Origin of the sequence: Streptomyces massasporeus (assembly GCF_014648995.1) — a bacterium.
GTDB lineage: Bacteria > Actinomycetota > Actinomycetes > Streptomycetales > Streptomycetaceae > Streptomyces > Streptomyces massasporeus.
Genome location: NZ_BMSE01000011.1, coordinates 151,353 through 163,101 on the forward strand (window position 1 = coordinate 151,353; position 11,749 = coordinate 163,101).

The 11,749-nt window shown below is 70.8% G+C and carries 10 protein-coding genes; 1 reads left to right on the plus strand and 9 read right to left on the minus strand.

All coding sequences use genetic code 11. The features are described from left to right. Entirely contained in the window at positions 1–1,758 is a 1,758-nt protein-coding gene (locus IE153_RS23995) for an ABC transporter permease subunit (RefSeq protein WP_189591882.1), read from the plus strand. Between the two features lie 51 nt (positions 1,759–1,809). On the opposite strand, the gene IE153_RS24000 is transcribed toward IE153_RS23995, so the two are convergent. The 9 genes from IE153_RS24000 to solA all read right to left on the minus strand — a co-directional run bounded on the left by IE153_RS24000 (position 1,810) and on the right by solA (position 11,650). Beyond that, positions 1,810–2,790, minus strand: coding sequence for a D-2-hydroxyacid dehydrogenase (locus IE153_RS24000; RefSeq protein WP_189591883.1), 981 nt, complete (start codon positions 2,788–2,790; stop codon positions 1,810–1,812). 1 nt (position 2,791) lies between these two features. After that, complete coding sequence (locus IE153_RS24005) at positions 2,792–4,243, minus strand: NAD-dependent succinate-semialdehyde dehydrogenase (RefSeq protein WP_189591884.1); 1,452 nt, start codon at positions 4,241–4,243, stop codon at positions 2,792–2,794. A gap of 42 nt (positions 4,244–4,285) precedes the next feature. Beyond that, on the minus strand, positions 4,286–5,566 hold the full coding sequence (locus IE153_RS24010; protein WP_189591885.1) for an NAD(P)/FAD-dependent oxidoreductase: 1,281 nt from the start codon (positions 5,564–5,566) through the stop codon (positions 4,286–4,288). Positions 5,567–5,675: 109 nt separating this feature from the next. After that, on the minus strand, positions 5,676–6,515 hold the full coding sequence (locus tag IE153_RS24015) for an ABC transporter permease (RefSeq protein WP_229829135.1): 840 nt from the start codon (positions 6,513–6,515) through the stop codon (positions 5,676–5,678). Next, complete coding sequence (locus IE153_RS24020) at positions 6,512–7,381, minus strand: ABC transporter permease (protein WP_229829136.1); 870 nt, start codon at positions 7,379–7,381, stop codon at positions 6,512–6,514. Before IE153_RS24020 ends, IE153_RS24015 begins: the two co-directional genes overlap by 4 nt. Before the next feature lie 40 nt (positions 7,382–7,421). Continuing rightward, complete coding sequence (locus IE153_RS24025; protein WP_229829137.1) at positions 7,422–8,588, minus strand: ABC transporter ATP-binding protein; 1,167 nt, start codon at positions 8,586–8,588, stop codon at positions 7,422–7,424. Then, complete coding sequence (locus IE153_RS24030; protein ID WP_189591886.1) at positions 8,581–9,678, minus strand: ABC transporter substrate-binding protein; 1,098 nt, start codon at positions 9,676–9,678, stop codon at positions 8,581–8,583. The genes IE153_RS24025 and IE153_RS24030 overlap by 8 nt, the downstream gene beginning before the upstream one ends. Positions 9,679–9,739: 61 nt before the next feature. Further along, entirely contained in the window at positions 9,740–10,414 is a 675-nt protein-coding gene (locus IE153_RS24035; RefSeq protein ID WP_189591887.1) for a haloacid dehalogenase type II, read from the minus strand. Between the two features lie 99 nt (positions 10,415–10,513). Beyond that, positions 10,514–11,650: an N-methyl-L-tryptophan oxidase gene (solA, locus tag IE153_RS24040; RefSeq protein ID WP_189591888.1), complete on the minus strand. Its 1,137-nt coding sequence runs from the start codon at positions 11,648–11,650 to the stop codon at positions 10,514–10,516. Between the last annotated feature and the right edge of the window lie 99 nt (positions 11,651–11,749).

Genomic DNA, 11,749 nt, shown 5'->3' on the forward strand with positions numbered 1-11,749 from the left:
ATGAGCCTCGCGCACGCCCCCGCCGCCGCCCGCCCGTCCCTCTGGCCGGCGGCGGCCGGCCGGGTGCTCGCCGGAGTCGCGCTGCTCGGGGCGGTGGCCCTGCTGCCGTGGCTGTCCGGCGCGGACCCGGCCCGCACGGTGCTGCGCGCCCGCTCCGCCGACCAGAACCCGACGCCGTCGGAACTGGCCGCCGTGCGCGGGCAGCTGGGCCTGGACGAGGGCCCGCTGGTCCACCTCGCGCACTGGCTGGGCGGCTTGCCGGGCGGGGACGCGGGCGTCTCGTGGGTCTCCGGCGCACCGGTCATGCCGCAGGTGGGGACAGCCCTGTCGGTCTCCCTGACGCTGATGTTGGGCGCGTTCGGGGTCACCGTGCTCGTCGCCGGACTGGTCTGTGCCCGTACCGTCTTCCTCGGTTCCCGGCGCCGGCTGAGGCAGGACCGGGCGGGCACCACGGCCGCCGTTCTCGCGTCGCTGCCGAAGTTCCTGCTCGCCTCCGTGCTGGCCACCGTGTGCGGGGTGGGGTGGGGGTGGTTCCCGTCCAGCGGGTGGGAGGGGCCTCAGTCGATGGTGCTGCCCTCGCTCGCGCTCGGCATCCCCTCGGGCGCGATGCTCGGCGGCATGCTCGGCCAGGCGCTGCCCGCCGCCTTCCACGAACCCTGGGCTCGCACGGCCTACGCCATCGGGCTCCCGCCCGGTCACATAGCCCGCGACGGGCTGCGCCGCACCCTGCCCGGCATACTGCCGCAACTGCTGCCGACCGTCGTGGCCCTGGTCGGCGGTGCGGTCTCCGTGGAGAAGATCTTCAACATCCCCGGGCTCGGCCGGCTCGCGCTGGAAGCCGCCGTCGCGCAGGACCTCCCGGTGCTGCAGACGGCGACCCTGGCCCTGGTCCTGCTGGGCGTCGCCGCGGGCATGCTGATCCGCGCCCTGCGTCACGCCCTCCTGGGCAGGCCGCTGCGCGACGGCGCCCTGCCTGCCCTGCACCGGCCCCCGCTCACGGTGCCGCGTTCCCTGCGCTGGGTCACCACGGCCTGTGCGCTGCTCCTGCTCGCCCTGGTGACTGCGGGTCTCCTGCGCGACCCGCTCCAGGTCGACACGGCGGCACGGCTGCTGTCTCCGTCCCTCGAACACCCTCTGGGGACGGACGCCCTGGGCCGGGACCTCCTGGCCCGGCTGGGCCACGGGGCGCTGCGCACCGCGGGGGTCGCCCTCGCCGTGACGGCGGTCAGCGCCGCCATCGGACTGCTGCTGGGCATGACACCGCGGGCGAGCGCGGGCCCCACGGAGGTCGCGTCGACCCTCCCCGCCGTCCTCGCGGGCCTGCTGATCGCGGGCGTGACCGGGCCCTCGGTCTGGGGCGCGGCGTGCGCGGTCTGCGTGGTCGGCTGGAGCCCGTACGCCGCCCAGACCGCCGCCCTGCTGGAGCAGGAACGCGCGAGCGGGCACATCGCCGCGTCCGTAGCGCTCGGGGCGGGGCGGCTGCACCTGCTGCGCCGGCATCTGCTCCCGGCGGTGGTCCCGGCTCTCCTGCGCAACGCCCTGCTCCGGCTGCCCACGACCGTCCTGGTGCTCGCCTCCCTCGGCTTCCTGGGCCTGGGCGAACAGCCGCCCACCCCCGAGTGGGGCCGCCTCCTGTCGGAGAACCAGCCCTACGCGGAACTGGCCCCCTGGACCGTCCTCGGCCCGGCCGCCGCGCTGGTGGTGCTGTCCGTGCTGGCGGTGACGGGCAGCGTCCTGGGGCGGCGCAACGGCGCATAGCAGGTGCCCGGCCGGTGATGACCACCCGGCCGGGCACCTGCTGTTCGCGTTTCAGGCGGGGTTCGTGCCGCTCACGTATCCGCGCCGCTTGTCCACGACGTTGCGCAGGGGGCGGCCCTCTATGCGCCGGGTGAGGTTGTCGAGGAACACCTCGACGAGCGCCTCCCGTTCACTGGTGGTCTCGCCCGCCGTGTGCGGGGAAATCATCACGCCCGGCATGTCCCACAGGGGTGACCGGGCCGGCAACGGCTCCTGGGCGAACACGTCCAGGGCGGCGCCGCCCAGCCGTCCGGCGGCGAGGTGGTCGATGAGCGCCTCCTCGTCGATGAGTCCGCCCCGGCCCACGTTGATCAGCCGCGCCCCCGGCTTCATCGCGGCCAGCACGGGCGCGTCGACCATGCCCCGGGTGTCGTCGGTGAGGGGCGCGGCCAGGACGACGTAGTCCGCCTGCGCGAGAGCGGTGCGCAGGGTGGCGGAGTCGTGGACCGTGCCGAAATCGGGGTCGCCGGGGCGGGCCGTGCGGCCGGCGCCGCAGACCCGCATGCCCACGGCGCGCAGCAGCCGGGCGACGGCCCGGCCGATCGGCCCCGTGCCCCAGACCAGCACGGTGCGTCCGGTGATGCCGTCGCTGGGGCGCGGACGCCACTCGCGGCGCCGCTGGTGCTCCCAGGTGCCGGGGAAGTCCTTGGCGAGGGCGAGGATCAGGCCCAGGACGTACTCGGCGGTCGGCTGGTCGTAGACGCCGCGCGCGTTGGTGAGCGTGACACCGGGATCCTCGACCAGCGCGGGGAAGAGGAAGGAGTCGACGCCCGCGGAGGAGGCGTGGACCCAGCGGGGTGCCTTCTCGGGGTTGTCGGGCCAGGCTTCGCGGACGGCCGGGGTGATGGTCACCCAGGCCAGGAGGGCGTCGGCGCCGGGGAGGAGGTAGGGAAGCTCCTCCTCGGTGGCGTAGACGGTGTCCGCGAGCCGTTCGATGAGCCCGGTGGCGGGGGGCCGGTTGCCCCGGTACAGCACGACGAGGCGGTCGGGCATGTCAGGCTCCGGTGGGGATGGCGATGTACTTGTATTCGAGGAACTCGTTGATGCCGACGGTGCCGCCTTCGCGGCCGAGGCCGGATTGCTTGATGCCGCCGAAGGGGGCGGCGGGGTTGGAGACGAGGCCGGTGTTGAGGCCGATCATGCCGCTTTCGAGGCGTTCGGCGACGCGTAGGGCGCGGCCGAGGTTCTGGGTGAACAGGTAGGCGGCGAGGCCGAATTCGGTGTCGTTGGCGACGGTGACGGCCTCGTCCTCGGTGTCGAAGGTGCGGATGGCCGCGACCGGGCCGAAGATCTCCGTGTCGATGATCTGCGACTCGGGGGGGATGCCGGTGAGGACGGTGGGCGGGTAGAAGCAGCCGGGGCCTTCGGGCAGTTCGCCGCCGGTCAGGATCGTGGCGCCGCGCTTGACGGCGTCCTGGACCAGGTCGTGGGCCTTGCTGCGGCCGGTGACGTCGATGAGGGGGCCGACGTCGGTGCCGGGTTCGGTGCCGGGGCCGACGGTGAGGGCGGCCATGCGGGCGGCGAGGCGCTGGGCGAACTCGTCGGCGAGGGAGCTGTGGACGTAGATGCGGTTGGCGGCGCAGCAGGACTCGCCCATGTTGCGCATCTTGGCGACCATGGTGCCTTCGACGGCCACGTCGAGGTCGGCGTCGTCGAAGACGATGAGGGGGGCGTTGCCGCCCAGTTCCATGCTGGTGCGGATGACGGTGTCGGCGCATTGGGCGAGGAGGATGCGGCCGACGCCGGTGGAGCCGGTGAAGGAGAGTTTGCGGATCCGGCCGCCGCGCAGGAGGGGTTCGACGACGCCGGGGGCGTCGGTGGTGGTGATGATGTTCAGGACGCCGTCGGGCAGTCCGGCTTCCTTCAGGATCGCGGCGAGGGCGAGGCTGGTCAGGGGGGTCTGGGGGGCGGGTTTGAGGACGATGGTGCAGCCCGCGGCGATGGCCGGGCCGATCTTGCGGGTGCCCATCGCCAGGGGGAAGTTCCACGGCGTGATCAGCAGGCAGGGGCCGACCGGCTGACGGGTGACCAGCAGGCGGTTCCGGCCGTCCGGCGCGGTCATCAGGCCGCCGTCGACACGGACGGCTTCCTCGGAGAACCAGCGGAAGAACTCGGCGCCGTAGGCGACCTCGGCGCGGGCTTCGGCCAGGGGCTTGCCCATTTCCAGGGTCATCAGCAGCGCGAGGTCCTCGGTGCGCGCGATGATGATGTCGTAGGCGCGGCGCAGGATCTCGCTGCGCACGCGGGGCGCGGTGGTGGCCCAGGCGGCCTGCGCGGCGACCGCGGCGTCGACGGCGCGCTGTCCGTCGGCCGGGGAGGCGTCGGCGACCCGGCACAACTCCTCACCGGTGGCCGGGTTGTCGACGGACAGAGTGCGGCCGGACTCGGCGCTGCGCCAACCACCGCCGATGAACAACTGCTTGGGAACATCACGGACGACAGTCATCGTGGGTATCTCCTTGTGAGCGTAAGAGGTGCTGCCGACCGGTCAGCGGATGCGGTCCAGCGTCTTGTAGTAGGCGCCGGCGAAGGGCAGGAACCAGGCGGTGCCGTTGTAGAGGGGGATGCGGGGCGGGGCGATGTCGCGAACGGGGCTGGCCTCGGGGTGGCCGTCCATCACCTCGGCCATGACCTGCCCCATGTGCGTGGCCATCTGCACGCCGTGGCCCGCGTATCCCATGGAGTAGTAGACGCCGTCCTCGGTCTGCCCGGCGTGCACGATGCGGTCCATGGCGAAGCCGACGGAACCGCCCCACACGTATTCGATCTTCGTCCGGGAGAGTTGAGGGAAGATCTCGCACATCTCACGGAACAGGACGGCTCCGCTCTTCTTGTCCGAGGTGGGGTCGGAGGGCGCGAAGCGGGCCCGCCCGCCGAACAGCAGCCGGTTGTCCGGGGTGAGCCGGAAGTAGTGGCAGAGGTTGTTGGAGTCGACGATGAGGCGGGCCTTCGGGATGACGTCCCGGGCGAGTTCCTCGCCGAGCGGCTCGGTCACGATGATGAAGCTGCCCAGGCAGACCTGCTGGCGGCGCAGCCAGGGGAAGTTCTTGTCCGTGTAGGCGTCGGTGGCCATCATGACCTGCCCGGCGCGGATCACACCGCGCTCGGTGCTGACCTCGTAACGGCCGGTTGCGGTACGCCGCACACCGATGGCCGCGTTGCGCTCGTGGATCTGGACACCCGCGCGCTCACACGCCTCCGCCATGCCGCGCACGAAGCGGCCGACGTGCAGTGCGGCGCTGAGCGGATCGAGGAGGCCGCCGTGGTAGGCGTCGGAGCCGATCTCGGAGCGCAGCTCGGACTTGCCGACCAGGATGGTCTCGTGTCCGAAGTGGCGTGCCAGGTCGCGCTGTTGGGTCTTCTTGCTCTCGAAGTGGGCGGGGCGGGACGCGACACCGAGGCGTCCGACGCGACGGAACTGGCAGTCGATGGACTCCTCTGTCACGAGCCGCTCGACGGTGTCCACGGCCTCGCCGTAGGAGTTGTAGATCTCACGGGCCCGGTCGAGGCCGTACCGGCGGATGGCCTGGTTCACACCGATGGTGAAGCCCAGGTTGGCCATGCCTCCGTTGCGTGCCGAGGCACCGGAGCCGACCTGGCTCTTCTCGACGAGGGTGACGCGGGCGCCCTTGCGCGCGGAGTGCAGGGCGGTGGACAGGCCCGTGAGGCCGGCGCCGATGACCACGAGGTCGGTGTCTTCCGGAAGGGGCTTGCCGGAGCGGTCGGGGAACGGCCCGGCGGTGTCCATCCAGAACGGGATCGTCTTCATGTGGGGTCTCCTGCGGGAGGTGGTTCAGGGGGCACCGTGGCCGGGCGCACGGGGCTGCCCGGCTGACGGCGCGGTCGGCGGGTGGCACGGTCCGTTCCGGGCGGAAAGGTCAGGTGAGGGGTTCGACGGGGAGGGCACTCCGGCCGGTGCGGTGGCCGCCGAGTTTGCGGACGAGGGCGACCAGGGCGAGGGCGAGGATGGCGAGCGCGATGAGGACGGCGCTGACGGCGGTGACGGTCGGGTCGACGTCGAACTGGAGGGCGTTGAAGACCAGGACCGGCAGGGTGCGGGTGTCGGGGGTGGAGAGGAACTGGGCGATGAAGAATTCGTCGAAGCTGGTGATGAAGGAGAACACCGCTGCGGCGATCAGGCCGGGGGTGGCCAGGGGGAAGGTGATGCGGCGGGCGATGGTCATGCGGCCGGCGCCCATGCTGGCGGCGGCGTCTTCGAGGCGTTCGTCGATGCCTTTGAGGGTGGAGATCATGATGAGGATCGCGATCGGGGCGGCGAGCACGGTGTGTCCCAGGGCGATCGCGAGGGGGCTGCCGAGCATGCCGGCGGGTTCGAAGAACAGGAACAGCCCCAGTGCGATGACGACTTGGGGGATGAGCATCGGGGCCAGGACCAGGCCGTAGACGGCCGCGTGCAGGGGCAGCCGGCCGCGGGCCAGGGCGGTGGCCGCGGTCACGCCCAGGATCAGGGAGAACACCGTGGTCAGGGCGGCGACCAGGCTGGACAGGGCGATGGAGGTGGCCCAATTCCCGCCGGGTGCGGCCATCTGCTCGTACCAGCGGGTGCTGTACTCCTTGGGCGGGAAGGTGCCGATGCCGTCGGCGCCGAAGGAGGTGACCAGGATGATGACGATGGGCATCGCCAGGAACAGCAGGATCGCACTGGCGCTCAGGGCCCGGCCGACATGACCGGCCCGGGTGGGAGGCAGTTCCATCATGAGCTGCTCCTTCGTGCGTGCGCCTTCTTGCGGCGGAGCCTGGCCAGGCCGAGCACACCGAGTCCGGCGAAGGTGAGCAGGAGCAGGATGACGCCGAAGGCCGCGGCGGAGTTCCACTGGTCCTGCTTCATGACCTGCTGGTCGATCAGCGCTGCAACGACGGTCTGCTGGTCACCGCCCATCAGCGCGGGGGTGATGTAGTAGCCCAGGCAGAGGATGAAGCTCAGCAGACCGGCCGTGCCGATCCCGGGAGCGACCAGCGGCAGGTAGATCCTCGTGAAGATGGTCCAGCGGGAGGCGCCGAACCCGGCGGCCGCGGCCAGCAGGCGGCTGTCGACGCCGCGCATGACGCCTTGGAGGATCAGGACGGTGTAGGGGAGCATCACCGAGGTGGTGCCGATGACGACACCGGTTTCGTTGTAGAGCAGCGAGTACGGTGCGCCCGGGGCGTGCGCGGAGGTCAACAGCGTGTTTATTAGGCCGTGTTCGCCGAGCATGATGATCCAGCCGTAGGTGCGTACCAGGGCACTGATGAAGTGCGGCACGACCACGATCAGCATGGCCAGCGCGGCGAACACCGGCCGCATGCGGGCGATGGCATGCGCCAGCACGAAGCCGACCAGCAGGCTCAGCACGGCTGTCTCCGCCGAGATGCGCAAGGTGGAGATCAGGACGGAGAGGTTCGCGCCGCTGAGGGCGTCGGTGTACCAGTGGAGCGTGAAGGCGCCGTTGTCGCCCTTCAGGCTCAGGGAGAGCACCCCGATGATCGGGTAGATGAACAGGACGATCAGGAACACCGTGACGGGGACGGCGTTGATCAGGGCGGTGCGGGAGCGGTGTCCGCGCATCGCGGATGTTGTTTTCACGCGCACCTTGCCGGGTGCGAGAACGGTACCGGCCACAGGATCACCCCCCGTCCGACTCGTCGAAGACACTGACGTCCTCACGATCAGCGGTGACACAGACCCGCTCGCCCGGGCGGGGCGGGGCCGCGGCGGTCTCGATCCGCAGTGGCGGTGTGCCGGGGGCGGCGCCGTCCAGGCGGACGGTGATGCGGGTGAGTGAGCCGACGTAGACGGCCGTCTCGACCGTGCCGGAGCAGCAGCTCTCCTCGGCACGGACCAGGCGCAGCTTGCCCGGCCGGACCGCCGCCCGCACGCGCTGACCCGGCGCGCACGGATGGGGCCGGGCTTTGAGCACACCTCCGGTGTCCAGTCGGACCGGGGTGGATCCGTCAGCGGTCGTCTCCTCGACCTTGCCGGTGAGGAAGTTCGCGGCGCCGAGGAAGTCGGCGACGAACGGGGTGCGGGGGTGCTCGAACAGGCCGCGGGGGGTGTCGAACTGCTCGATGCGGCCGTCCTTCATGATGGCGATGCGGTCCGACAGGACCAGGGCTTCCTCCTGGTCGTGCGTCACATAGATGACGGTCAGGCCCAGTTCACGCTGGATGGACTTGATCTCGGTCTGCATCTGATCGCGCAGCTTCTTGTCCAGCGCGCCCAGAGGTTCGTCCATCAGGACGATCGGGGGGCGGTAGACCAGGACCCGGCACAGGGCCACACGCTGCTGCTGCCCACCGGACAGCTCGCGGGGCTTGCGGCCGGCGAACTTCGACAGCCCGGCCGCCTCCAGGGTCTCCCCCACCCGGCGGCGGATCTCCGCCTTGGGCACGCCGCGCAGCGTGAGCGGGAAGGCGACGTTCTCCGCGACGGTCATGTGGGGGAAGAGCAGGTACTGCTGGAAGACGAAACCGAAGTCGCGCTTGCCGGGGTTGAGAGCCGTGATGTCCCGGCCGTCCACCTCGATGGTGCCGGAGTCGGGCTCGGTGAACCCGGCGAGCATCATCAGCGTGGTGGTCTTTCCGGAGCCGGAGGAGCCGAGGAAGGTGACGAACTCACCCGCCGCGATCTCCATGTCGACCCCGTCGACCACCGTCGTCCCGCTGTAGGACTTCCGCAGGCCCGTCACCGACAACGACTTGCCCGTCGGCGCGTTGGACCGCGGCGCCAGGACGGCGGCGAGATCGTCGGCCGACAGCTTCCCGGCGGTGAGACTGTTGGTCCGCTCAGGCATCCGCCCACTCCTGCCAGCGCTTGGTGACCGCCTGCAGGTTCTCGTCCCACCACGCGACATCGGTGTCGAACCCGGTCTTGAGGTTCTGCGGCGAGGTCGGCAGGGTGGCCAGGATGTCCTCGGACAGGAGCTTGGTGGCGGCGGGGACGACCGGGCCCTGGGGGAAGAGCTTGGCGAAGGCGGCCTGCACCTCGGGACGCAGCGAGAAGTCCATCAGCTTGTAGGCCGCGTCCGTGTTGCCCGCGCCCTTCGGGATGCCCCAGCCGTTGGTGAGCCGGCGCGCGCCGTTCCACTGGTAGGCGACCGGCTGCCCCTGCTTGATGAGTTCGTCTGCCCGGCCGCTCCACAGGCTGGTCATGACGACCTCCTTGCGGCCCAGCAGGACCGCCGGGAGGGCGCCGGTGTTCCAGAACTTCTTCACACCGCCGCGGATGCGCGACATCGACGCGAACGCCCGGTCCACGTCCAGCGGGTACAGCTTGTCCAGCGGGACACCGTCGGCAAGCAACGCGAACTCCAGCTCCGGGTAGTCCGCTTCGACGCTCTGCAGCGAGCGCGGGCCGCTGAACCTGTCCGTGTTCCAGAAGTCCGCCCAGCTCTTCGGCGCTCGCTTCAGGCTGTCCGTGCGGTAGGCCATCAGGCTCGCCCAGACGTTCTTGCCGACCGCGTGCTCCGGCAGGTGATGCTCCGCGATCCCGGCGCCCTTCACGCTCTTCAGCCGGTCGTGGTCCACCGGCTCCAGACAGTCCAGGCGGGCCATCTTCTGGAAGATCAGCAGTGTGTTGTCCATCAGGTCGACCTGTGGACGGCCCTGCTTGACCTGGGCGATGATCTGCGCCGACTGGTAGTTGACGGTGGTGACCGTGATGCCGGTCTCCTTGGTGAACGGCTCGTAGATCGCCTTGGTCAGCGCGTCGTTGTAGGTGCCACCGCTGTTGCTGACGACCAGCCGCTTCTTTCCACCGCCGCCCGAAGAGGTGCGGCTCTCGCCGTTGCCCATGAGCGTGCCGCAGCCGGTCATCGCCGAAGCGGTGGCCAGAGCTGCCGCGGTGCGGAGTACGGTTCTGCGTCCTATCCGGTTGTCTTCCATGGCAGATCCTCCTGAAGATCGCTGGAGATATGGGGAATCCGTGCGGGCGTGAGGGGTCGGGTCAGATGCCGAGCATCGTGTTGAGCTCGTCCAGCGACTTCACGGGCACGTAGTCGTAGCCGTGGGTGACGGGGTCGTAGCCGCGGTCCAGGAGGATGAGGTTGCGGAAGCCCATGTCGTGCATCGGCATGAGGTCGTAGCGGGTGTGCGAGGAGACGTGCACGAAGTCCTCGGGAGACGCGTCGAGCCGGTCGAGCATGTACTCGAAGGCGGCGTAGCGGGGCTTGTAGAAGCCGGCCTGCTCCGCGGTGTAGACCGCGTGGAAGTCCGCGCCGAGCCGGGGGACGCTCTCCGCGAGGAAGGTGTCGTCGGCGTTGGAGAAGATCACCAGCTTGTAGTGCTCCCCCATCTTCTTCAGCGGTTCCGGCACGTCGGCGTGCGGGCCCCAGCTGCGCACGCCGTCGGCGAACCGCTTGCCGGCGTCCGGGGCGGCGTCCAGGCCCCACTTGCGGCAGACCCGCTCGAAGGAGTCCTGCAGCACCTCCTCGTAGGAGTAGTACTCGCCGCGGACCTGGTCGTAGCGGTAGCCGCGGAACTCCCGGACGAACTGGTCCCACTGCTCGGCGGGGATCTGGTCGCCGACCAGCTCACGCGTGATGGGGGTGATCGGGAATTCGATCAGCGTGCCGTAGCAGTCGAACGAGACGTACTTCGGACGGAACGAGGGGTTGCTCATGAGAGTGCTCCACTTGTGTTCGGGGAGGGTGTGTGCGGGGGGGGCGGGGGGGGTGTGCGGGGGGTGTGAGCCGGGAACCGAAGCGGGGTCGGTCGGTGCTCAGACAGTGGCGGCGGCCGGCGCGAGGAAGCCGATGGGATGGTCCGTCGTGCCGTCGAGTGCCAGGTCGGCGGCGATCTCGCCCATGGCGGGCGAGAGCTTGAAGCCGCTGCCGGAGAATCCGGCCATGACGATGACGTCGTCCTCGCCGGGAAGATGGCCGACGAGCGGGTTTCCGGAGTCGGTGTAGCCCTCCATGTAGACCGACAGCCGGATGGGGTCGGGGTTCAGATCGGGCATCAGCTCGCCGATGAGCTCACGGAAGGTGGCGAGTTCCTCCGGCCGGACCGTGCGGTCGAGCCGCTCGGGGTCGGGGACCGGCAGATACCGTGCGAGGGACAGGCCCAGCTTGACCGAGATGCCGTCGGGCGACGGGAGTCCGTAGCAGTCGTGGGGTGTGCTGCGGACGAAGGCGGGGCCGCCGCCCGCGAACCAGTCGTGGCGGGTGGGGATGTGCCAGGAGCTGATCAGCCGGCGGATGTCGACGGCGCGCGGCAGGCCGGGGAGCAGGGTGTTGATCCAGGGGCCCGCGGTCACCACCGCGGTGTCCACGTGGTCCGTGCCCTGGTCGGTGACGATGTGCACTCCGCCGCCTGCCGCGGGTGCGATCTCCCGCACCGGTGTGTAGCGGCGCAGTCGGGCGCCCAGCTGCTCGGCGCGGGTGGCGGCGGCCTGGATCGACGCCTCGGGCCGGATGATGGCGCCCAACCGGTCGAGGACGGCGGTGTGCCCGTCCGGGAGGCGGTGTTGCGGGTAGCGGCGGGCGAGTTCCTCCCGGTCCAGTACGTCGTGGTCCAGCCCGTGGGTGGAGCTGGCGGCGAGGAGGAGGCGCATGGAGGGCGAGGTGGTCTCGCCCATCACCAGGCATCCGCTGCGGCGTCGCAGCGGGAGTCCCGTTTCGCGCTGGAGTCCGGTCCACATCCGCTCCGCCAGGCCCAGCAGTGGAATGTAGCCGGGGTCGCCGAGGTGCACGGCGCGGAAGATGCGGGTCTCGCCTCCGGCCGCGCCACGGTCGTGCCCCGGCGCGTACCGGTCGTAGCCGATGACCTCGGCTCCGCGGGCGGCCAGTCGCCACATGGCCTGGCTGCCCATGCTGCCGGCGCCGATGACGGCGACGCGCTTCGGGGTGCGGCGCATAGTCGCTCCTTTCGCCAGGAGGTGGCAGGGGTGGCGGTTGACTCCCCAGCACCGGGAGGACACCGTGCGGACCCTTCCGGTCCGTGCCCCGCTGGGGAT